Origin of the sequence: Mycobacterium avium subsp. avium, assembly GCF_009741445.1 — a bacterium.
GTDB classification, from domain to species: Bacteria; Actinomycetota; Actinomycetes; order Mycobacteriales; family Mycobacteriaceae; genus Mycobacterium; species Mycobacterium avium.
On sequence record NZ_CP046507.1, the window covers coordinates 2,062,019 to 2,082,484 of the forward strand.

General features: G+C 69.1%; 20 protein-coding genes and 2 pseudogenes. 13 read left to right on the forward strand and 9 right to left on the reverse strand.

The features are described 5' to 3' along the window. The first annotated feature begins 115 nt into the window (after nucleotides 1-115). From MAA44156_RS09530 to MAA44156_RS09540, 3 genes are all read left to right on the forward strand, one after another. Entirely contained in the window at nucleotides 116-1,645 is a 1,530-nt protein-coding gene (locus tag MAA44156_RS09530) for an RNA polymerase sigma factor (RefSeq protein WP_023861150.1), read from the forward strand. Between the two features lie 219 nt (nucleotides 1,646-1,864). After that, entirely contained in the window at nucleotides 1,865-2,674 is an 810-nt protein-coding gene (locus tag MAA44156_RS09535; RefSeq protein ID WP_009977954.1) for a mycofactocin-coupled SDR family oxidoreductase, read from the forward strand. A 134-nt stretch (nucleotides 2,675-2,808) separates the two neighbouring features. Next, a complete protein-coding gene (locus tag MAA44156_RS09540) occupies nucleotides 2,809-3,216 on the forward strand; it encodes a RidA family protein (RefSeq protein ID WP_009977955.1) in 408 nt (135 codons plus the stop codon). Here the strand turns inward: MAA44156_RS09540 and MAA44156_RS09545 are convergent. Then, entirely contained in the window at nucleotides 3,171-3,530 is a 360-nt protein-coding gene (locus MAA44156_RS09545) for a DUF952 domain-containing protein (RefSeq protein WP_009977956.1), read from the reverse strand. The genes MAA44156_RS09540 and MAA44156_RS09545 overlap by 46 nt on opposite strands. A gap of 123 nt (nucleotides 3,531-3,653) precedes the next feature. On the opposite strand from MAA44156_RS09545, the gene MAA44156_RS09550 reads away from it, so the two are divergent. Together MAA44156_RS09550 and MAA44156_RS09555 are read left to right on the forward strand one after the other, a co-directional pair. Continuing rightward, nucleotides 3,654-3,839, forward strand: coding sequence for a DUF7455 domain-containing protein (locus MAA44156_RS09550; protein WP_003878617.1), 186 nt, complete (start codon nucleotides 3,654-3,656; stop codon nucleotides 3,837-3,839). A gap of 65 nt (nucleotides 3,840-3,904) precedes the next feature. Then, complete coding sequence (locus MAA44156_RS09555) at nucleotides 3,905-4,906, forward strand: YihY/virulence factor BrkB family protein (protein WP_003875238.1); 1,002 nt, start codon at nucleotides 3,905-3,907, stop codon at nucleotides 4,904-4,906. On the opposite strand, the gene MAA44156_RS09560 is transcribed toward MAA44156_RS09555, so the two are convergent. Then, nucleotides 4,907-5,146, reverse strand: a complete 240-nt coding sequence (locus tag MAA44156_RS09560; protein WP_003875237.1) for a DUF3039 domain-containing protein — start codon at nucleotides 5,144-5,146, stop codon at nucleotides 4,907-4,909. It lies immediately after the preceding gene. 80 nt (nucleotides 5,147-5,226) lie between these two features. On the opposite strand from MAA44156_RS09560, the gene MAA44156_RS09565 reads away from it, so the two are divergent. The 3 genes from MAA44156_RS09565 to MAA44156_RS09575 all read left to right on the forward strand — a co-directional run bounded on the left by MAA44156_RS09565 (nucleotide 5,227) and on the right by MAA44156_RS09575 (nucleotide 7,617). After that, nucleotides 5,227-5,688 (forward strand): DUF3099 domain-containing protein, encoded by a 462-nt coding sequence (locus MAA44156_RS09565; protein WP_010949740.1) that lies wholly within the window; start codon nucleotides 5,227-5,229, stop codon nucleotides 5,686-5,688. Nucleotides 5,689-5,808: 120 nt separating this feature from the next. Further along, nucleotides 5,809-6,798, forward strand: a complete 990-nt coding sequence (gene sigB / locus MAA44156_RS09570; RefSeq protein ID WP_024637055.1) for a sigma-70 family RNA polymerase sigma factor SigB — start codon at nucleotides 5,809-5,811, stop codon at nucleotides 6,796-6,798. A gap of 129 nt (nucleotides 6,799-6,927) precedes the next feature. Further along, nucleotides 6,928-7,617, forward strand: coding sequence for an iron-dependent transcriptional repressor DtxR (locus tag MAA44156_RS09575; protein ID WP_003875234.1), 690 nt, complete (start codon nucleotides 6,928-6,930; stop codon nucleotides 7,615-7,617). A gap of 44 nt (nucleotides 7,618-7,661) precedes the next feature. On the opposite strand, the gene MAA44156_RS09580 is transcribed toward MAA44156_RS09575, so the two are convergent. Continuing rightward, entirely contained in the window at nucleotides 7,662-8,723 is a 1,062-nt protein-coding gene (locus tag MAA44156_RS09580; protein ID WP_009977960.1) for a DUF4192 domain-containing protein, read from the reverse strand. A gap of 113 nt (nucleotides 8,724-8,836) precedes the next feature. Between MAA44156_RS09580 and sthA the strand changes: the two are divergent. Beyond that, a pseudogene (gene sthA / locus MAA44156_RS09585) lies at nucleotides 8,837-10,251 on the forward strand (Si-specific NAD(P)(+) transhydrogenase). 4 nt (nucleotides 10,252-10,255) lie between these two features. Here sthA and MAA44156_RS09590 read toward each other — a convergent pair. Continuing rightward, nucleotides 10,256-11,092, reverse strand: a complete 837-nt coding sequence (locus MAA44156_RS09590; protein WP_009977965.1) for a trypsin-like serine peptidase — start codon at nucleotides 11,090-11,092, stop codon at nucleotides 10,256-10,258. 229 nt (nucleotides 11,093-11,321) lie between these two features. Here MAA44156_RS09590 and MAA44156_RS09595 point away from each other — a divergent pair, with 229 nt between their 5' ends. The 3 genes from MAA44156_RS09595 to MAA44156_RS09605 are packed head-to-tail and all read left to right on the forward strand — an operon-like array spanning nucleotide 11,322 to nucleotide 14,105. Continuing rightward, nucleotides 11,322-12,293, forward strand: a complete 972-nt coding sequence (locus MAA44156_RS09595; protein WP_023879693.1) for a proteasome assembly chaperone family protein — start codon at nucleotides 11,322-11,324, stop codon at nucleotides 12,291-12,293. A 55-nt stretch (nucleotides 12,294-12,348) separates the two neighbouring features. Beyond that, complete coding sequence (locus MAA44156_RS09600; protein ID WP_009977969.1) at nucleotides 12,349-13,380, forward strand: alpha/beta fold hydrolase; 1,032 nt, start codon at nucleotides 12,349-12,351, stop codon at nucleotides 13,378-13,380. 38 nt (nucleotides 13,381-13,418) lie between these two features. Then, nucleotides 13,419-14,105 (forward strand): PhzF family phenazine biosynthesis protein, encoded by a 687-nt coding sequence (locus MAA44156_RS09605; RefSeq protein ID WP_009977971.1) that lies wholly within the window; start codon nucleotides 13,419-13,421, stop codon nucleotides 14,103-14,105. A 21-nt stretch (nucleotides 14,106-14,126) separates the two neighbouring features. On the opposite strand, the pseudogene MAA44156_RS09610 reads toward MAA44156_RS09605, so the two are convergent. The 3 genes and pseudogenes from MAA44156_RS09610 to MAA44156_RS09620 form a co-directional block, all read right to left on the reverse strand. Then, a pseudogene (locus MAA44156_RS09610) lies at nucleotides 14,127-14,611 on the reverse strand (peroxynitrite isomerase). Between the two features lie 38 nt (nucleotides 14,612-14,649). Then, complete coding sequence (gene nrdR / locus MAA44156_RS09615; RefSeq protein ID WP_003875225.1) at nucleotides 14,650-15,114, reverse strand: transcriptional regulator NrdR; 465 nt, start codon at nucleotides 15,112-15,114, stop codon at nucleotides 14,650-14,652. A gap of 151 nt (nucleotides 15,115-15,265) precedes the next feature. Further along, nucleotides 15,266-15,760, reverse strand: a complete 495-nt coding sequence (locus tag MAA44156_RS09620) for a LysM peptidoglycan-binding domain-containing protein (RefSeq protein WP_029248544.1) — start codon at nucleotides 15,758-15,760, stop codon at nucleotides 15,266-15,268. 312 nt (nucleotides 15,761-16,072) lie between these two features. Here MAA44156_RS09620 and lexA point away from each other — a divergent pair, with 312 nt between their 5' ends. After that, on the forward strand, nucleotides 16,073-16,771 hold the full coding sequence (lexA, locus tag MAA44156_RS09625) for a transcriptional repressor LexA (RefSeq protein WP_009977973.1): 699 nt from the start codon (nucleotides 16,073-16,075) through the stop codon (nucleotides 16,769-16,771). Between the two features lie 6 nt (nucleotides 16,772-16,777). Here the strand turns inward: lexA and MAA44156_RS09630 are convergent, their stop codons facing one another. Both MAA44156_RS09630 and MAA44156_RS09635 read right to left on the reverse strand, forming a co-directional pair. Beyond that, on the reverse strand, nucleotides 16,778-18,979 hold the full coding sequence (locus MAA44156_RS09630) for an LGFP repeat-containing protein (protein ID WP_009977974.1): 2,202 nt from the start codon (nucleotides 18,977-18,979) through the stop codon (nucleotides 16,778-16,780). Nucleotides 18,980-19,257: 278 nt separating this feature from the next. Continuing rightward, the gene (locus tag MAA44156_RS09635; RefSeq protein ID WP_009977975.1) at nucleotides 19,258-20,418 is read right to left on the reverse strand and encodes an acyl-CoA dehydrogenase family protein; all 1,161 of its coding nucleotides are present in this window, start codon (nucleotides 20,416-20,418) and stop codon (nucleotides 19,258-19,260) included. Between the last annotated feature and the right edge of the window lie 48 nt (nucleotides 20,419-20,466).

The window sequence follows — 20,466 nt, forward strand, 5'->3', positions numbered from 1 at the left end:
AACCGCCAGCGTGCGACTGGTCACGCTGATACCAACGCCGACATCGACATAGCAGACACTTTCGGTTAACCATGCCCACTACCCACCGAAAGTGAGCCCAAACGAAGGGGTGTAAGTGGCAGCGACCAAAGCAAGCCCGGCGACGGATGGGCCGGTGAAACGCACCGCCACAAAGTCTCCGTCGTCCCCCGCCAAGCGGCCGGCGGCCAAGGCCGCCAACGGCTCCGCGCCCGCCAAGCGGGCCACCAAGACCGCATCGCGGTCCGCCAAGTCCGAGGCCGGCGCGGCCGCCGAACCCGCCAAGAAGACCCGCTCGTCGGCCAAGGGTGCCGACGCCAAGGCGCCGTCGGGGCGCGGGACGAAGGCTGCCAAGGGCGGCCCGGCCGACCCCGACGCCCTCGACACCGACGGCGCCGTCGAGGATCTCGACACCGAGCCCGACCTGGAGGGCGAGCCCGGCGAGGACCTCGACATCGACACCGACCTGAACCTCGACGACCTCGAGGAGGACGTGGCGGCCGACGACGCCGACATCGAGCCCGGTGACGCCGAGGAGGGCGAGGACGAGGAAGCCGCCGCCCCCAAGGCGGCCGGCGCCACGGCCGCCGACGAGGACGACGAGATCGCCGAGCCGTCCGAAAAGGACAAGGCCTCCGGCGATTTCGTCTGGGACGAGGACGAATCCGAGGCGTTGCGGCAGGCCCGCAAGGACGCCGAGCTGACCGCGTCGGCCGACTCGGTGCGCGCCTACCTCAAGCAGATCGGTAAGGTCGCGCTGCTCAACGCCGAGGAAGAGGTCGAGCTGGCCAAGCGGATCGAGGCCGGCCTGTACGCCACCCAGCTGATGTCGGAGATGGCCGAGCGCGGCGAGAAGCTGCCCGCCGCCCAGCGCCGCGACATGATGTGGATCTGCCGCGACGGCGACCGCGCGAAAAACCATCTGCTGGAAGCGAATCTGCGGTTGGTGGTGTCGCTGGCCAAGCGCTACACAGGCCGCGGGATGGCGTTCCTCGATTTGATCCAGGAGGGCAACCTGGGCCTGATCCGTGCGGTCGAGAAGTTCGACTACACCAAGGGCTACAAGTTCTCCACCTACGCGACGTGGTGGATCCGTCAGGCCATCACCCGGGCCATGGCCGACCAGGCCCGCACCATCCGCATCCCGGTGCACATGGTCGAGGTGATCAACAAGCTGGGCCGCATCCAGCGCGAGCTGCTGCAGGACCTGGGCCGCGAGCCCACGCCCGAGGAGCTGGCCAAGGAAATGGACATCACGCCCGAAAAGGTGCTGGAGATCCAGCAATATGCCCGCGAGCCGATCTCGCTGGACCAGACCATCGGCGACGAGGGCGATTCCCAGCTGGGCGACTTCATCGAGGACAGCGAGGCCGTGGTGGCCGTGGACGCGGTGTCGTTCACGCTGTTGCAGGACCAGCTGCAGTCGGTGCTGGAGACGCTGTCGGAGCGCGAGGCCGGCGTGGTGCGGCTGCGGTTCGGCCTGACCGACGGCCAGCCCCGCACCCTGGACGAGATCGGCCAGGTCTACGGGGTGACCCGCGAGCGCATCCGCCAGATCGAGTCCAAGACGATGTCAAAGTTGCGCCACCCCAGCCGTTCCCAGGTGCTGCGCGACTACCTGGACTGAGATTCAGACCAGAACACCCGCAGGCGTCACGGCCCAGGCGTTGCCGTCGTCCTGAGGGGCCGAACGGCCAGTCGGTCAAGATCGCGATTCGCGGGTTCCGCGACCGTCAATCGGCGGATACTCAGCTAACCCAGCTACGGCGGTTCGAGCAGTTGAGGAGCTGCGATGCCAGCCAGCTGAGAGACGCATCGTCGAGGCTGGGCCGATCGGAGGGTTGTCATGGGTCTGCTTGACGACAAGGTCGCCTTCGTGACCGGTGCGGCGCGCGGTCAAGGCCGCAGCCACGCGGTGCGGCTGGCGCGCGAGGGTGTATCGGTGATCGCGGTCGACATTTGCGACGAGGTATCGCCAGACAACGCCTATCCGCCTGCCACCGAAGCGGATCTCAAGGAGACCGCCGGTCTGCTCGAGCGGGAGGGGAGGCCGTTCGTCGTCGACACGGCGGACGTGCGCGATCTCAAGGCCCTCGAACGAATCGTGACCGAGGGCGTCGAGCGTCTCGGCGGCCGACTGGATGTCGTAGTTGCCAATGCCGGGATCGCCAACTGGGCTCGGTTGTGGGAGATGTCTGAAGAGCAGTGGCTGACGATGCTGGACGTGAACCTGTCGGGTGTCTGGCGAACAATGAAAGCCACTGTTCCGCATATGATCTCGGCTGGCAACGGTGGATCGATTGTCTTGATCAGCTCGGTCGCAGGGATCAAGTCGCTGCCTGGGCAGGCCCACTACAGTGCGGCCAAGCACGGGGTTGTGGGGCTCACCAAGTCGGCGGCCATCGAGCTAGGCGAATACGGAATTCGCGTGAACTCCGTTCACCCGTGGGGTGTGGCGACACCGATGGGCGTACCGCCGACAGAGTTCCTGACCGAGCATCCGAATTATGTCGTGTCGTTCGGCAGTGTGCTGCCGCCCTATGCTGTGGCCGAGCCGGATGACATCTCCGATGCGGTCCTCTGGCTCGCTTCGGATCTGGCCCGAACGGTGACAGGCACGCAGCTCACTGTCGACATGGGTGCCACCAAGGTCTAATTGGAGCGCACACATCCCCAGAATGGTTGGCGCGCAAGCCATCTCGATGCCGGCGTAAGCCGGTAGGTCAAACTGACGCTGTCGCCGGAAAATTCGGCTGCGGCGGGGCGCGGTGCCGACGTACCGTGAGGCGCATGTCTGGCAACCGCACCGTGGTCCAATCCGACTCGGCCTTCGAATCCGACGTCGGCTACGCGCGGGCGGTGCGCGTCGGCCCGCACGTCTGGGTCGCCGGGACAACCGGCGCCGGGCCCGCCGGCGACATCGCCGCCCAAGCGCGAGATGCCTTGTGCCGCATCGAGATTGCCCTGCGACAGGCCGGCGCCGAACTCGCCGATGTGGTGCGCACCCGCATCTACGTCACCGACATCTCGCGCTGGCGCGAGGTCGGGGCGGTGCACGCGGAGGTGTTCGGCGCGATACGGCCCGCGGCCACCATGGTCGAGGTCGCGGCGCTGATCGCACCCGAGTTGCTGGTGGAGATCGAAGCCGACGCCTACGTGGCGACGGGCGGGAAGCCGCCGTCGGGTCCCGGCCGGTAGTCGGTGACCGCGATCACAGCGTTCACCGGCAGCGGCCCGTACAGATGCGGGAACAACATCGATGCGGGATCGGTTGGCACTCCCGGCTCCCAAAGCAGCGGCGCCGCAAGCCGGTCGGGGTCGACGTGCAGGAGCACCAGGTCGTCGCGGCCGCGGTAGAGCCGGTTGGCGGGCAGGTGCACCTGCTGCGGCGTCGACAGGTGGATGAAGTCGGCGTCCTGCGGATCGATGCGGCCCCTGCGCCGGGCGCGGGCCCACTGTTTCGCCCCGCACAGATGCACCAGAACGCCGGGACTGACGGTCACGACCGCCACCCTAGAGACCCCGCCGAACCAAACCTGACCAGGTCGTGAGAAACGACACACCCGATAACGATCGGGGAACAAGGCGAAAACGCCATACGTCTGAGAAAGTGAATGTACGAGAACGGAGAAGCCATGAATGCAACTCTGACGAGTCCTGAACTGACCAGAGCCGACCGCTGCGATCGCTGCGGTGCCGCGGCTCGGGTGCGCGCCAAGCTGCCTTCGGGACTGGAGCTTCTCTTCTGCCAGCACCACGCCAACGAGCACGAGGCCAAGCTGACCGAGCTGGACGCGGTGCTGGAGGTCAGCGAAAGCTAGCCCTGCCGAACTCGCCCGCCGCCAATGTGGGAAGTGGGCGCGATTTCCGGTAATGCTGGACTGGTATGAGCGATCAGGTCGCAAAACCGTCGCGCCACCACATCTGGCGAATCACCCTGAGGACTCTTTCCAAGAGTTGGGACGACTCGATCTTCTCGGAGTCGGCTCAGGCGGGTTTTTGGTCGGCGTTGTCCCTGCCGCCGCTGCTGCTCGGGCTGCTGGGGACGCTCGCGTACGTGGCGCCGCTGTTCGGTCCGGACATGCTGCCCAGCATCCTGCGGCAGCTGATTTCGACGGCGCACAGCGTGTTCTCCCCCAGCGTGGTCAACGAGATCATCGAGCCGACCGTCCGTGACATCGCCAACAACGCCCGCGGCGAGGTGGTGTCGTTGGGATTCCTGATCTCGCTGTGGGCGGGGTCGTCGGCCATCTCGGCGTTCGTCGACTCGGTGGTCGAGGCGCACGACCAGACGCCGCTGCGCCACCCGGTGCGCCAGCGGTTCTTCGCGCTGTTCCTCTACGTGGTGATGCTGGTGGGCGTGGTGGCGACGGCGCCGCTGGTGGTGGTGGGCCCGCGCAAGGTGGGCGAACACATCCCGCTCGGCCTGTCCAACGTGCTGCGCTACGGCTACTACCCCGCCCTGATCGTCGGCCTGACGATCGCGGTGATGATCCTGTACCGGGTCGCCCTGCCCGAGCCGCTGCCGTCGCACCGGCTGATCCTGGGCGCGATGCTGGCCACGACGGTGTTCGTCACCGCCACCCTGGGCCTGCGCTTCTACCTGCGCTGGATCACCAGCACCGGCTACACCTACGGCGCGCTGTCCACCCCGATCGCGTTCTTGCTGTTCGCGTTCTTCGGCGGCTTCGCGATCATGCTGGGCGCCGAGCTCAACGCCGCCGTCCAGGAGGAGTTCCCGGCGCCGAAGACCCATGCGCACCGGCTGCGCACCTGGTTGTTCTCCCGGTCGCCCGCCCTGGAGCGGACGGTGCAGACGCTGGCCAGCCCGATCGCGAACCCGGCGACCCAGCGGCGCGAGGTGGCGCCGGCCGAACCGCGGGGCTGATCAGCCCTTCTTGAGCCGGTCGTAGATCTGCTTGCACTCCGGGCAGACGGGTGAGCCCGGCTTGGCCGCCCGGGTGACCGGAAAGACCTCGCCGCACAGCGCCACGACGTGGTTGCCCAGCACCGCGCTCTCGGCGATCTTGTCCTTCTTGACGTAGTGGAAGTACTTGGGCGTATCGCTGCCGGTCCCGTCGTCGACGCGTTCGTCGGTCTCGGTGCGTTCGATCGTCTGGGTCTGCATACCCCATATTGTGCACCGCCGGCGGCACCGGCGGACGTGCCGCCGGACGGGCGGAAACCGGCCGAGCCGGAACCGCCCGGGTGTGGGACAGTGGAGGAATGAAGCACGGCTCCGATTCGGGGTTCGATGGCGGATTCGACGACTTTGACCGCAACAAGAGCCGGCCAGTGCTCATCACCGCCGCCGCGCCCTCCTACGAGGAGCAGCACCGCGCGCGGGTGCGTAAATACCTGACCCTGATGGCTTTCCGGATTCCGGCGCTGATCCTGGCGGCGGTCGCCTACGGCGCCTGGCACAACGGGCTGATCTCGCTGGCGATCGTGGCGGCGTCGATCCCGCTGCCGTGGATGGCCGTGCTGATCGCCAACGACCGGCCGCCGCGCAGTCCCGACGAGCCCCGCCGGTTCGACAACGCCCGCCGCCGCACCCCGCTGTTTCCCCGCGCCGAGCAGGCGGCGCTGGAGCCGCCGCCAGCTGCGCAGGCGCGGTGGCAACCGGGCGGGTGGGACGGAATCGATCGGGACCGCCCGCCGTTTCACTGAGCGTGCCGCCGCGGCGCACTTCTCAGGACATTCTCAGGTCGGCGACACATTTCTGCACGTCAACACGTGTGAGATGGGGAACCGCCGGGAACTCAGAAGGCTGGTCTGTCGTTGAACCCGATGACAGTACAAGCCGAACGGGAGGTCGCTATGGCGAACGCCAGCACGAGCAGATTTGACGGCGATCTGGATGCTCAAAGCCCCGCAGCGGACCTGGTGCGCGTGTATTTGAACGGGATCGGTAAGACGGCGTTGCTGAATGCGGCTGGCGAAGTGGAACTCGCGAAGCGCATCGAAGCGGGGCTCTACGCCGAGCACCTGCTCGAAACGCGTAAGCGCCTTGGGGAGAACCGCAAACGCGATCTGGAGGCCGTGGTGCGCGACGGCCAGGCCGCGCGCCGTCATCTGCTGGAAGCGAACCTGCGCCTGGTGGTGTCGCTGGCCAAGCGGTACACGGGTCGCGGCATGCCGTTGCTGGACCTGATCCAGGAGGGCAACCTCGGGCTGATCCGGGCGATGGAAAAGTTCGACTACACAAAGGGATTCAAGTTCTCGACGTACGCGACGTGGTGGATCCGTCAGGCCATCACCCGCGGCATGGCCGACCAGAGCCGCACCATCCGGCTGCCGGTGCACCTGGTCGAGCAGGTCAACAAGCTGGCGCGGATCAAGCGGGAGATGCACCAGAACCTGGGCCGCGAGGCCACCGACGAGGAGCTGGCCGCCGAGTCGGGCATCCCGATCGACAAGATCAACGACCTGCTCGAGCACAGCCGCGACCCGGTGAGCCTGGACATGCCGGTGGGCTCGGAGGAGGAAGCCCCGCTGGGCGACTTCATCGAGGACGCCGAGGCGATGTCCGCCGAGAACGCGGTGATCGCCGAGCTGCTGCACACCGACATCCGCAGCGTGCTGGCCACCCTGGACGAGCGCGAGCACCAGGTGATCCGGCTGCGGTTCGGCCTCGACGACGGCCAGCCGCGCACGCTGGACCAGATCGGCAAGCTGTTCGGGCTGTCCCGGGAGCGGGTCCGCCAGATCGAGCGGGACGTGATGTCCAAACTCCGCAACGGGGAGCGCGCCGACCGGCTACGGTCGTACGCGAGCTGATAGCTCACCCAAGCTAGGTAGCAGACGGTATGCCCGCCGCGTCAGCGGCGGGCATACTGCTTGCCGTCGACGCGTTACACCCATTCACGCAGCTGGCCAAGTAGACTCAGCGTCGATGGAAGGTGCTGAATGAACGACCTGGTTGACACCACCGAGATGTATCTGCGGACCATCTACGACCTCGAAGAAGAGGGCGTGACGCCGCTGCGTGCCCGGATCGCCGAACGCCTCGATCAGAGCGGGCCGACCGTCAGCCAAACCGTGTCCCGGATGGAGCGCGACGGGCTGCTGCACGTCGCCGGCGACCGCCACCTCGAGCTCACCGACAAGGGCCGGGCGCTGGCCGTGGCCGTGATGCGCAAGCACCGGCTGGCCGAGCGGCTGCTGGTCGACGTCATCGGGCTGCCCTGGGAGGAAGTGCACGCCGAGGCGTGCCGCTGGGAGCACGTGATGAGCGAGGACGTCGAGCGGCGCCTGGTGAAGGTGCTGAACAACCCCACCACCTCGCCGTTCGGCAACCCGATTCCCGGGCTGCTGGACTTGGGCGTGGGGCCCGAGTCCGGCGCCGAGGAGGCCAACCTGGTCCGGCTCACCGAGTTGCCGTCCGGCGCCCCGGTGGCCGTGGTGGTGCGCCAGCTCACCGAGCACGTCCAGGGTGACATCGACCTGATCTCGCGGCTCAAGGACGCCGGTGTGGTGCCCAACGCCCGGGTGACCGTGGAGACCGGCCCCGCGGGGGTGACGATCGTCATCCCCGGCCACGAGAACGTCACCCTGCCGCACGAGATGGCCCACGCGGTCAAGGTCGAAAAGGTCTGAGCCGCACCGCTTCTCCCCTTCAGCCGGCCCTGCAGCCGAACGTTTCAGCCGGCCCTGCGGCCGAACGGCCGCCGCGGCGGCAGCCGCACGCCGAACTGTTTGGCCAGCCGGTAGCCGGTGCGCGCCAGGTCCCGGATGTCCTCGGGCCGCAGACCCGACTGCAACGCGGTGTCCAGCATGCCGGCCATCCGATGCCCGGGCTCGCAGCGCAGCGCCTCGGCCAGCGACACCCCGGCCAGCGGACCGTCGCCGCGGGCGTAGGCGCTGAACGCGACCAGCACCAGCGCCTCGACCCGCCACGGCTCGGGCAGCGTGCGCGCCAGCACCGCCCACAGCGATTCGACCTCGTCGGCGCCCTCGCCGACGGCCAGCGCGTAGAGCATGTCGCGCACCTGAGGGTCGCTCAGCGCGCAGCCCAGCCTCGCCAGCTCGGTGTCGGACAGCGCCTCACCGGATGACACCCGGGCGGCGGCGGCCATGGCCTTTTCCACGTCGCCGCGGGTGCGGCGCACCGGGTCCGCCCGGAGCGCCGCGGTGCGCCGGCCGGCCTGACGCCGGACCGCGGCCGTCAACGCCGCGCTGCGCTCGGGGTCCTCGACGGCGATGACCGCCTGCAGATCGGCGCGCCGCGCGTAGAGCCGCCTGCCGTCCAGCACCGCCGCGGCGGCCAGCGGCGACGCCGACGGGTCGTCGATGAGGCCGCTGGCCCCGCAGCCGTCGACGCAGTGCCAACGGCCGCCCAGCGCGACCCGGTCCACCACGTGCGCGGCGTACAGCTCAATGTCGTTGCGCGCCAACGCTTCTGACAGTGCATCGCACAGCTGCCGGTAGTCCTCGTTGCAGCTCGGGCAGGGCGCCCCGGCCGCGTCGACGATCACCGCGATCACCGCCTCGGGCCGGGCCGCGGCGGCCACCTCGGCCAGGTGGTCGACCCGGTGCGCCAACTCGTCGGACAGGTCGACGCGCAGCACCGACCCGAGCCGCCCGTCCTCCAAAGACACCAGTACCAATGAACTTTCGGGGACGAAGCCGAGAACGGCGGGCAGCGCGGCGATGAGCGCGCCCGGGCGGGAAAGCGTGAAGTCGGGTTGTCGATGCGTGGTCATGAGCACCCACGCTGACGGCCGCCACCGTCACCGGGTGCGCGGCCGCGCGGGCGCGGCAGCACAGCTGTGGATGAACCCAGCACTGTGAGTTGAGCTGCTCTACTGTTTAGCCCATGAGCTCGCCGCAAGAGTACGACATGGTGGTCATCGGGTCGGGGCCCGGCGGGCAGAAGGCCGCGATCGCATCGGCAAGCTGGGCAAGTCCGTCGCGGTCGTCGAACGCGGACAGATGCTCGGCGGCGTGTGCGTCAACACCGGCACCATCCCGTCGAAAACGTTGCGCGAGGCGGTCCTCTACCTCACCGGCATGAGCCAGCGCGAACTCTACGGCGCCAGCTACCGGGTGAAGGAGAAGATCACCCCCGCCGACCTGCTGGCCCGCACCCAGCACGTGATCGGCAAGGAGATCGACGTGGTGCGCAACCAGTTGATGCGCAACCGCATCGACCTGCTGATCGGGCACGGCCGCTTCGTCGACCCGCACACCATCGAGGTCGAGGACCCGTCCCGGCGCGAAAAGATCACCATCAGCGGCAAATACGTCGTCATCGCCACCGGCACCCGGCCGGCGCGGCCGTCGGGCGTCGAGTTCGACGAGGACCGGGTGCTCGACTCCGACGGGATCCTGGACCTCAAATCGCTGCCCACCTCGATGGTGGTGGTCGGCGCCGGCGTGATCGGCATCGAGTACGCCTCGATGTTCGCCGCCCTGGGCACCAAGGTGACCGTGGTGGAGAAGCGGGACGACATGCTCGACTTCTGCGACCCCGAGGTGGTCGAGGCGCTCAAGTTCCACCTGCGCGACCTGGCGGTGACGTTCCGGTTCGGCGAGGAGGTGACCGCGGTCGACGTCGGGTCGGCGGGCACCGTCACCACCCTGGCCAGCGGCAAGCAGATTCCCGCCGAGACGGTGATGTACTCGGCCGGCAGGCAGGGCCAGACCGACCATCTGGACCTGCACAACGCCGAGCTGGAGGCCGACAACCGGGGCCGCATCTTCGTCGACGACAACTTCCAGACCAAGGTGCCGCACATCTACGCCGTCGGGGACGTGATCGGCTTCCCGGCGCTGGCCGCCACGTCAATGGAGCAGGGCCGGCTGGCCGCCTACCACGCGTTCGGGGAGGCGTCCGACGGCATCACCGAGCTGCAGCCGATCGGCATCTACTCCATCCCCGAGGTCTCCTACGTCGGGGCCACCGAGGTGGAGCTCACCAAGGACGCGATCCCCTACGAGGTGGGGGTGGCCCGGTACCGGGAGCTGGCCCGCGGCCAGATCGCCGGCGACTCCTACGGCATGCTCAAGCTGCTGGTGTCCACCCAGGACCTCAAGGTGCTCGGCGTGCACATCTTCGGCACCAGCGCCACCGAGATGGTGCACATCGGGCAGGCCGTGATGGGCTGCGGCGGCACGGTGGAATACCTGGTCGACGCGGTGTTCAACTACCCCACTTTTTCCGAGGCCTACAAGGTGGCGGCGCTGGACGTGATGAACAAGGTGCGCGCGCTCAACCAGTTCCGCCGCTGACCCGCTAGCAGGCGTCCTGCAGGTCGTTGGGGATCGGGTCGCCCGGTCCGCCGGCCTCGGCGCGGGCCAGCAACTCCGCGGTCTGCGCGTCGAACGGCGCCGAGTACGACATGTTGGCCGCGCAGCCGCCCCGCTCCAGGCCGCCGATCAGCCCGACCACGGTGGTGCCGCTGACCCACGGCGCCCCGCTGGTGCCGTCCACCAGCCCCTCGCAGGCCAGCGCCGGGAATCCGGTGTCGGTGACCGACGTGGCGGCCTGGCACCCGATCGGCGAGCCGCCCACGCCGGCCGGATAGCCCAGCACGGTGACCCGGCTGCCCGGCGGGGGTGTGACGCCCAGCGTCAGCGCCAACCCGACCCGGGACTCGACGGCGGCGCCGCTGTCGTTGCTGACCCGGGCCACCGCGTAATCGGCGTGCGGGTCCTTGCCGTTGGTCCAGCGCGGATCGAGGTACACCGCGTCGGCCTTCCACACGTCGGCGGGCCCGGGCGCGGCGTCGCCGGCGAAGCCGGGGACGAACGTGATCAGCGACGCCCCGGCCAGGCAGTGCGCGGCGGTGATGATCAGGTTGCCGGCCGCCGAATGCAGCACCGAACCGGTGCAAACATGAAGCGGCCCACCGTCGATGAAGATCGCCCCGATGCGCCGGTCCGGCTCCACCGGGCCCGCGACGGCCTTCTGCTCGGGCTGGCTGAGCCGCTGCACCGGGCCGCCGACCCGCGGTGCGGACACCGGGGCACCCGACACGTGCTCGACGGGCCGGTGGCACGACGTCAGCGACGCCGCCACCCCCACCACCGAGCAGAGCATCAGGATCGGTACGCGCATCGCCTTCATCATGCCTGACCCTGCCCCGCCGGGCCGACTTCCGCGCGTCGCGGTGTGGCCACGGGTTTGCTGGCGCGCCGCGGGGCGGACCCCGGATCGGGGCGCCGCGGATTACGCCGGACAATGGTGACGTTTCAGCTGACAGCGTGACTTCGCGTTCGCTGTTCGATGTCGGTGCCCCGCGATTCGGGGGACACTTGGTAGGGCACCCTGGAGAGACCCCCGAAAGGAGGCGATCCCCATGACTCACCGTCAAGACGCAGGTGATCAATACCAGCCGGGGCAGGCCGGCATGTACGAGCTGGAGCTGCCCGCCCCGCAGTTGTCGACGTCCGACGGGCGCGGCCCGGTCTTGGTGCACGCCCTGGAGGGCTTTTCCGACGCCGGGCACGCCATCCGGCTAGCGGCCAAGCATCTGAAGGCGGCGCTCGATTCCGAGCTGGTCGCGTCGTTCGCGATCGACGAATTGCTGGACTACCGCTCGCGGCGCCCGCTGATGACCTTCAAGACCGACCACTTCACCCACTACGACGATCCCGAGCTGAGCCTGTACGCGCTGCGCGACAGCGTCGGCACCCCGTTTTTGCTGCTGGCCGGGCTGGAGCCGGACCTGAAGTGGGAGCGCTTCATCACCGCGGTGCGGCTGCTGGCCGAGCGGCTGGGCGTGCGCCAGACCATCGGCCTGGGCACCGTGCCGATGGCGGTCCCGCACACCCGGCCGATCACCATGACGGCGCACTCCAACAACCCGGAGCTGATCAAGAACTTCCAGCCCTGGATCGCCGAGATCCAGGTTCCCGGCAGCGCGTCCAACCTGCTGGAGTACCGGATGGCCCAGCACGGGCACGAGGTGGTCGGCTACACCGTGCACGTTCCGCACTACCTCACCCAGACCGACTACCCCGCCGCCGCCCAGGCGCTGCTCGAGCAGGTCGCCAAGACCGCGTCGCTGGAGCTGCCGCTGACCGCGTTGAGCGAAGCCGCCGAGGTGATCCGGGCCAAGATCGACGAGCAGGTCGAGGCGAGCGCGGAGGTGGCTCAAGTGGTGGCCGCGCTCGAGCGCCAGTACGATGCCTTCGTCGACGCCCAGGAGAACAGGTCGTTACTGACTCGCGACGGGGACCTGCCCAGCGGCGACGAGCTGGGCGCCGAGTTCGAGCGATTCCTGGCCCAGCAGGCGGAGAAGAAGTTCGACGACGACGACCAGGCCTGACCCGACCACCCAGCCACCACCGCCGTCACCCCGGCCCGACAACAAGGTTGGCGATATGACCGAGCGGAAGCGCAAGAACACGCTCCGCCCGGTGCGGGAAGTGAGCGCACCCCGCCTCGAGTTCCGCACCATTCACGGTTACCGCCGCGCCTACCGCATCGCCGGGTCGGGGCCGGCGATCCTGTTGATCCACGGCATCGGCGACAACTCCACCACGTGGAACACCGTGCAGGCCAAGCTCGCCCAGCGGTTCACCGTCATCGCCCCGGACCTGTTGGGGCACGGGCAGTCCGACAAGCCGCGCGCCGACTACTCGGTGGCGGCCTACGCCAACGGGATGCGCGACCTGCTGGCGGTGCTCGACATCGAGCGGGTGACCATCGTCGGCCATTCCCTGGGCGGCGGGGTGGCCATGCAATTCGCCTACCAGTTCCCGCATTTGGTGGAGCGGCTGATCCTGGTCGGCGCCGGCGGGGTGACCAAGGACGTGAACTTCGTGCTGCGCTGGGCGTCGCTGCCGCTGGGCAGCGAAGCCATCGCCCTGCTGCGGCTGCCGCTGGTGCTGCCGGCGGTGCAGCTGATGGGCCGCGTCCTGGGCACCGCGCTGGGCAGCACCGGCCTGGGCCGCGACCTGCCCAACGTGCTGCGGATCCTCGACGACCTGCCCGAGCCGACGGCGTCGGCGGCGTTCAGCCGGACGCTGCGGGCGGTGGTGGACTGGCGCGGTCAGATCGTCACCATGCTCGACCGCTGCTACCTGACCGAGGCCATCCGGGTGCAGATCGTTTGGGGCACCAAGGATGTGGTGGTCCCGGTCCGGCACGCCTGGATGGCGCACGCCGCCATGCCCGGCTCGCGGCTGGAGATCTTCGAGGGCTCCGGCCACTTTCCGTTCCACGACGACCCGGCCCGGTTCATCGACGTCGTCGAGCGCTTCATCGACTCCACCGAGCCCGCCGCATACGATCAGGAGGCGCTGCGCCGGTTGCTGCGCAGCGGCGGCGGCGCGCAGGCCGTCACCGGCCCGGCGCCCACCCGCGTCGCGGTGCTCAGCGCCATGGGATCCGACGAACGCAGCGCCACCTGAGTCCGGGCCGGCCGCGGCCGGGGTCGTACAGTCGGGCCATGGGTATCGACGTGACGGTGCTGCGGGTGTTCGCCGACTCGGACGGCAACTTCGGCAATCCGCTCGGCGTGGTGGACGCCGGCCGGGTCGAGGTCGCCGGCCGGCAGCGGCTGGCCACCCAATTGGGTTACAGCGAAACGGTTTTCGTTGACCTTCCGGCACCCGGTTCGTCCACCGCGCACGCCACCATCTACACGCCGCGCACCGAGCTGCCGTTCGCCGGTCATCCCACCGTCGGCGCCGCGTGGTGGCTGCGCGAGCAGGGCTCGCCGATCAACACGCTGGCGGTGCCGGCCGGGATCGTGCAGGTCGGCTACGACGGGCCGCGCGCCCGCATCAGCGCCCGCTCGGAATGGGCGCCCGAACTGGCGCTGCACGAATTCGGTTCGGCCGAGGAGGTTCTCGCCGCCGACCCGACGGAGTTCTCCGACGACACCGCGCACTACCTGTGGGCCTGGACCGACCGGGCCGCCGGGGCGCTGCGGTCCCGGATGTTCGCCGCCAACCTGGGCGTGCCCGAAGACGAGGCGACCGGTTCGGCGGCGATGCGGATCACCGATTACCTGAGCCGGGACCTGCGGATCACCCAGGGCAAGGGTTCGGTGATCGAAACCAGCTGGAGCGCCGAAGGCTGGGTGGGGGTGGCCGGTCGGGTGGTCAATGACGGTGTGCGGCACCTGGATTGACGATCCGGCGGCGATGACTCCTCAGCGCTGCCGGTGCAGCACCGCGGCGAGATGGTCCTGCAGCGGCTGCCCGACCGCGCCCATCTGCACCGAGTAGGAAAGCTCGTCGCCGTCGACGCGGAACCAACGCGCGAGCGCCGTCACCTCCTTGGCGCTGGGGGTCAGCCCGATCGACGTGGTGGACATCCGCATCTCGATGAGGCCGCCGGTGACCGCGTAGCTGCCGACCTCGATCTCGGTGATGCCGCTCGGATGGGCCAGCACCAGTTCGAGCCGACCCGGTTGCGGCACCCGCAGATATCCGGTCTCGGCGTGTAACGGCTTGCCGTCGGCCACCGCCCGGGTCTTCTGGGCGTAGGCCAGAAACGGCTTGCCGACGTGGGAGAAGGTGACCTCTTCGAGGTAGTCGAACGGCTGGATGGTGGGTACTTGCCGGAGCCCCGGCCGGTCCAGGTGCCCAGCAGCGGGGCCAGCGCCGCCAGGTCGGGATGCAAGTCGGTGGGCATGAACGCGAGCCTAGGCCGACGCGGTGTGCGCGGCGTCGTCAGCCCGGGGTCGCCACGCCGCGGTGCTCGCGCAGCGCTTGGATCTCGCGCTCGAAATCGTCGGCGGACTCGAACGACCGGTAGACCGAGGCGAAGCGCAGGTAGGCCACCTCGTCGAGGTCGCGCAACGGCCCCAGGATGGCCAGGCCGACCTCGTGGCTGGGCACCTCGGGCGAGCCGGCGGCGCGCACGGTGTCCTCCACCTGCTGGGCCAGCAAGTTGAGCGCATCGTCGTCCACCTGGCGCCCCTGGCAGGCCCGGCGGACACCGCTGATCACCTTTTCCCGGCTGAACGGCTCGGTGACGCCGCTGCGCTTGACCACCGCCAGCACCGCGGTTTCCACGGTGGTGAAACGCCGTCCGCACTCGGGGCAGGAGCGGCGCCGCCGGATGGCCTGGCCTTCGTCGGTTTCCCGCGAGTCGATCACCCGGGAGTCCGGATGACGGCAGAACGGACAGTGCATGACTGCTCCTTCACCGTGCCGACGACCGGGTACCGCAGGACTTCGAGCGTACCTGCGCCGACGGCGCCACGGCTAACGGAGCCACCGGGCCTCGGGGCCCGCCACCGGCAACAGTGGCATCGGGTCCCGGAAACGTTGTGGCACAAGGAGTTCAGCCGACGGGAGCGATCAACGTCTGGCCGGCAACCAACGTGGGCGAGTTCAGGTCGTTGAGCTCGCGGATGCGGTCGGCGACCTGGGCGGCCGGCGCGTCGGGTGCCACCCGGTGGGCGACGTCGGACAGCGACTCCCCCGGGTCGACCCGCACCACGGCGAGCCGGTCCGGGACGTGGGCGGCCGAGCTCGGCGCGTCGCCGTTGAGCACCTGACCGACGTTGGCGACCAGACCCAGCCACAGCGTGATCGCCCCCGCGGCCAACGCCAGCCCGACCGTCGTCACCCAGGTGACCGAGCGCCGCCGGTGCGGGGCAACCGACATGGCCACCCCGGTGCCGTGGTAGCGGGTCGCCGCCCCGGCGGGCCGGACCGGCCCCGGCCGGCGTGGACGGGTCAGCCCGTCGCGGCCGTACCGAACGCCCTGAACCGGTCCGTTGACCGGACGCCGAAGACTGCTCGGACGCGGCGCAAGCGTATGGATGACTGTCATCTGCGTTCCTCCGGTCAACTAGCTCTCGCTCGTGTGTTCGACTCTAATCGCTTGTGTGTTCGAAACCCGAACATTTGAGCGAAGCGTGTCGCACGAGCCAAACGCTAGATCACGCCACCGACAACTTCGTCGGCCTTACCACTGTCATGCAGATCAGGTACCCGGTCTACGCAAAAGTTACACATGTGTGATTCCGCAGTTGTAGGGTCTTTAGGCCCCAGGCGGGCTCCGTGGCCGGCACCGGGGTCGGGCACGACACGCCAGTCGAACACATGTTTGATTCTCGTCGGCGATGGGGTTACATTCGGTGCCATGGACGACAGCAACGACAGTTCATCAGCCGGACCGGACGGCCGGCTGCACGCCGTGGATCCCTCGCTGACCGAACGGCAGCGCACCATCCTGAACGTCATCCGCGCCTCGGTGACCAGCCGCGGCTACCCGCCGAGCATCCGGGAGATCGGCGACGCCGTCGGCCTGACGTCGACCTCCTCGGTGGCCCACCAGCTGCGCACCCTGGAACGCAAGGGCTATCTGCGCCGCGACCCCAACCGGCCGCGCGCGGTCGATGTCCGCGGCGTGGACGACGACGTGGCCGCGCCCGCCACCGAGGTGGCCGGCTCCGACGCGCTGCCCGAACCCACCTTCGTCCCGGTGCTCGGGCGGATCGCGGCCGGCGGGCCCATCCTCGCCGAGGAGGCCGTCGAGGACGTCTTTCCGCTGCCGCGCGAGTTGGTCGGCGACGGAACGCTTTTCCTGCTCAAGGTGGTCGGTGACTCGATGGTCGAGGCGGCGATCTGCGACGGCGACTGGGTGGTGGTGCGCCAGCAGCACGTCGCCGACAACGGCGACATCGTCGCGGCCATGATCGACGGCGAGGCCACCGTCAAGACGTTCAAACGCGCCGGCGGTCAGGTCTGGCTGATGCCGCACAACCCGGCGTTCGACCCCATTCCCGGTAACGACGCGACCGTGTTGGGCAAGGTGGTCACGGTGATCCGCAAGGTGTGACGCCGGTCAGTCGGCCTTGGTGAAACCGTTGGCCTGCGCGACCTCTTCGCTGGACAGCCACAGCTCGGGCAGCGTGTCCCGGTACAGGTCGCTGCCCGGCGTGTAGTACAGGCCGTAGCGAGCGCTGGCCTTGATCGGGTAACCCTCCGGCGCCTGGTAGGGGTCCTCCAGCGGCAGGTGGATCGTCGGCCGCCCGTCCGGGCCGGCCAGACCGTTCTCCGAGGCGTCCTCCTCGTCCGCGGCGGCGTGCCGCCCAGACCGCGGTCGGGTCCCGGCAACACCGGCGTCGACGGCACCGCCGGCGGCCTCCGCCGCCTCCTCCGGTCCCGGCTGCGGTTCCGGGCGCTCTTCGGGCTGCGCTTGCGGCGCGGCCAGCTCGGCGTATTCGTCGTCGGCCTCGGCGGCCGGGATGCCGCCGGTCACGGCGTCGGCGTCGGGCGGGGTGTGCGGCACGGCGAGGTCGGGATACTCGTCCTCCCGATAGCCGACATCCGGGTAGTCGACCTCGGCGTAGTCGGCGTCGGCGTAGGCGGCGTCGTCGGCGGTCTCGGGCTCGGCGACCTCCGGGACGGCGTCGGTGTAGTCGGTGTAATCGGCCTCGGCGGCGGGATAGTCGGCTTCGGCGAGCATCTCGTCGGAGACCACCGGGATCGAATCGGTGTCGACCGCGTCGGGGTCCTCCTCCTCGAACCCGTACCCGCCGTCGGCGGGGGCCTGGCGCTGCCAACTGACCCGGGCGGCGACCCCGGACCCGGCCGGCGGCTCACCGGACGGCGGCGCGCCGAAGTGCTCGGTGGCCACGTCGGCGTCGTCGTGTCCCCACTGCCCCTCGGCCGCGTCGTAGCCGTGGTCGACGCCGTAGCCGGTGGCCTCGGGCCCGGGCCGGCGGCGGCGCCAGACGAACAGCACCCAGATCAGCAGCACCAGCAGGACCGCGACCGGGATCGCGGCCATCAGCCACCACCAATGCCAGCTGAACTTCTTGGGGTGGGCCGGCATGGCCGAACTGCTCGGCTGGTTCTGGCCCGAGATCTGCAGGCCGGACAGCAGCGGCGCCAGGTTCGACGGGTCGGTGCTGAACGTGTTCTTTGCCCGGTTCCAGGAGATCTTGCCGCCGGTGAACTGCTGGGAGATCACGTCGCCGTCCACGGCCTGGTCGCCGACCGGCGCGCCCAGTTTGCCGGCCGGAGCGCGGAGTTTGTCCCAGGCGGCCCGCATCGCGCCGCGCACCACGAAGGCGCCGTGGTCGGCCGTCCAGAAGATCACCGGCTTGTCGGGGGCCGAGAAGGTGGCGATCCGGCTGGACGGCCCGATGCCGCCGTCGGTCTCGTTGGTGGTGGGGAATCCCAGGTCGCTGCCGGCCGGCCCGCCCAGCGACTCGTATTTGGCCAGGATGTCGCTCTCCAGCGCGTTCGCCCCGGTGGCCGGGGTGAAGAACACCTTGCCGCCGGCGAAGTTCTGCACGATCCCGTCGCCGCCGACCGGGGTGGGTCCGCCCTGCTTGGCGCCCAGCGGGCCGCCGGGCCCGCCGGCCGCGCGCCAGGCCGTGTTGATGGCGGCGGTGGGATCGATGGCGACCTGCAGACCCTTCAACTGGTCGGCCAACCCCGGCGGTTCGGTGCTGAACTGCTTGGTCTGCCGGTTCCAGGACACCTGGCCGCCGCTGAATTTCTGGGTGGACACCTCGCCGGTGTAGGTCTCGTCACCGACCGGCACCCCGAGCACCCCGCCCGAGCTGCCGAGCTTGTCCCAGGCCGAGTTGATGGCGCCGCGCACCACGTGGGCGCCGTGCTCGGGCGTCCAGAAGATCACCGGCTTGTCGCTGGCCGAGAAGGTGACCACCCGGCTGTCGGGACCGGCCAGGCCCGGCACCTCGTTGATGGCCGGGAAGCCCAGGTCGCTGCCGGCCGGCCCACCCAGCGACTCGTATTTGTCCAGGATCGGCCCGTAGGCGAATTTCGCGCCGGTGGCCGGGGTGAAGAACATCTTGCCGCCGTCGAAGTCCAGCGCGAACCCGTCCCCGACGGGATACACGTCGCCCTTGCGGGCGCCCAGCGGGGAGGTGTCGCCGCCGGCCTTCTCCCAGGCCGCCATGATCGCCGCCTCGGCATCGCCGATCGGGCTCGCCGTCGCGGCGGGCGCCAGGAGTACCGCGGCCAGTGCTGTGGTCGTCAAGCTGACCAGCGCGCTTCCGACCAGCTTGCGCATCCGACCTCTGTGCACCTTCACCAAGCCTTCCAGCCGACGGGCATGGCTCCCTTTGCGGCGACGCCCGTACTGCGTCTCCGGCGCGCGGGCCGCGATGGCGCGGGGAAAGGACCCACTCACGATCCGCCTTGTCGCCGGGCTCGCATTACTTTGCTCCAGCCAACAAGAAATGCGAAGTCAAATTACGAATTTTACAAAAACGGATACCGCATCGATGTCGAACCGATGCGGGGCCATGTCCGAATCGCGACCCGGCGTGCCCCCGGCCGCGCGAAACGCTAGACGCCGAGGCTGCGGCCGATGATTTCCTTCATGATCTCGGTGGTGCCGCCGTAAATGGTCTGCACCCGGGCATCGAGATAGGCACGGGCGACCGGGTATTCGCGCATGTAGCCGTAGCCGCCGTGCAATTGCAGGCAGCGGTCGATCAGGTGCACCTGCTTTTCGGTGGAGTACCACTTGGCCATGGCGGCCAGCTCGGCGGTCAGCTTGTGGTCCAGGTGCAGGCGGACGAACTCGTCGACCATCATGCGCACCACGGTGGCCTCCGTCGCCAGCTCGGCCAGCACGAAACGGCTGTTCTGGAAGCTGCCGATGGACTTGCCGAATGCCTTGCGCTCCTTGGTGTATTCCAGCGTCTGCTCCAGCACCTGCTCCATCGCCGCGGCCGCCATGACGGCGATCGAGATCCGTTCCTGCGGCAGGTTCTGCATCAGGTAGATGAATCCCATGCCCTCCTGGCCCAGCAGGTTCTCGGCGGGCACGTGCACGTCGGTGAAGGACAGCTCGGCGGTGTCCTGGGCGTCCAGCCCGATCTTGTCCAGGTGCCGTCCCCGCTCGAAGCCCTCCATGCCGCGCTCCACCACGAGCAGCGAAAAGCCCTGCGCCCCCTTGTCCGGATCGGTCTGGGCCACCACGATCACCAGATCGGAGTTGATTCCGTTGGTGATGAACGTCTTTGACCCGTTGAGCACGTAGTGGTCGCCCTGCTTGACCGCACGGGTCTTGATGCCCTGCAGGTCGCTGCCGGTGCCCGGCTCGGTCATCGCGATCGCCGTAATCAGTTCTCCGGTGCAGAATTTCGGCAGCCAGCGCTGCTTCTGCTCCTCGGTGGCCAGAGCCAGCAGGTAGGGCGCCACGATGTCGTTGTGCAGGCCGAAGCCGATCCCGCTGTAGCGGCCGCGGGTGGTCTCCTCGGTGATGATGGTGTTGTACCGGAAATCGGGATTGCCCCCGCCGCCGTAGTCCTCGGGCACCGCCATGCCCAGGAAGCCCTGCTTGCCGGCCTCGAGCCACACCCCGCGGTCGACGATCTTCGCCTTCTCCCATTCGTCGTGACACGGCGCGACGTGACGATCGAGGAAGGCCCGGTAGGACTCGCGGAACAGTTCGTGTTCTGACTCGAAAAGCGTGCGCTGGTATTTGATGGCGCTGCTCATGGACGACCTCCGGGCGACTGGGATTGCTGCCGCCCAACATATACCAAC

Coding starts and splice junctions, on each gene's coding strand:
- MAA44156_RS09555 (WP_003875238.1), top strand. CDS start 3,905: ATGAGCGATCAGGTCGCAAAACCGTCGCGCCACCACATCTGGCGAATC.
- MAA44156_RS09635 (WP_009977975.1), bottom strand. CDS start 20,418: ATGAGCAGCGCCATCAAATACCAGCGCACGCTTTTCGAGTCAGAACAC.
- MAA44156_RS09620 (WP_029248544.1), bottom strand. CDS start 15,760: ATGACAGTCATCCATACGCTTGCGCCGCGTCCGAGCAGTCTTCGGCGT.
- lexA (WP_009977973.1), top strand. CDS start 16,073: ATGGACGACAGCAACGACAGTTCATCAGCCGGACCGGACGGCCGGCTG.
- MAA44156_RS09535 (WP_009977954.1), top strand. CDS start 1,865: ATGGGTCTGCTTGACGACAAGGTCGCCTTCGTGACCGGTGCGGCGCGC.
- MAA44156_RS09590 (WP_009977965.1), bottom strand. CDS start 11,092: ATGATGAAGGCGATGCGCGTACCGATCCTGATGCTCTGCTCGGTGGTG.
- MAA44156_RS09580 (WP_009977960.1), bottom strand. CDS start 8,723: ATGACCACGCATCGACAACCCGACTTCACGCTTTCCCGCCCGGGCGCG.
- nrdR (WP_003875225.1), bottom strand. CDS start 15,114: ATGCACTGTCCGTTCTGCCGTCATCCGGACTCCCGGGTGATCGACTCG.
- MAA44156_RS09630 (WP_009977974.1), bottom strand. CDS start 18,979: ATGCGCAAGCTGGTCGGAAGCGCGCTGGTCAGCTTGACGACCACAGCA.
- MAA44156_RS09560 (WP_003875237.1), bottom strand. CDS start 5,146: ATGCAGACCCAGACGATCGAACGCACCGAGACCGACGAACGCGTCGAC.
- MAA44156_RS09595 (WP_023879693.1), top strand. CDS start 11,322: ATGACTCACCGTCAAGACGCAGGTGATCAATACCAGCCGGGGCAGGCC.
- sigB (WP_024637055.1), top strand. CDS start 5,809: ATGACAGTACAAGCCGAACGGGAGGTCGCTATGGCGAACGCCAGCACG.
- MAA44156_RS09605 (WP_009977971.1), top strand. CDS start 13,419: ATGGGTATCGACGTGACGGTGCTGCGGGTGTTCGCCGACTCGGACGGC.
- MAA44156_RS09600 (WP_009977969.1), top strand. CDS start 12,349: ATGACCGAGCGGAAGCGCAAGAACACGCTCCGCCCGGTGCGGGAAGTG.
- MAA44156_RS09550 (WP_003878617.1), top strand. CDS start 3,654: ATGAATGCAACTCTGACGAGTCCTGAACTGACCAGAGCCGACCGCTGC.
- MAA44156_RS09540 (WP_009977955.1), top strand. CDS start 2,809: ATGTCTGGCAACCGCACCGTGGTCCAATCCGACTCGGCCTTCGAATCC.
- MAA44156_RS09575 (WP_003875234.1), top strand. CDS start 6,928: ATGAACGACCTGGTTGACACCACCGAGATGTATCTGCGGACCATCTAC.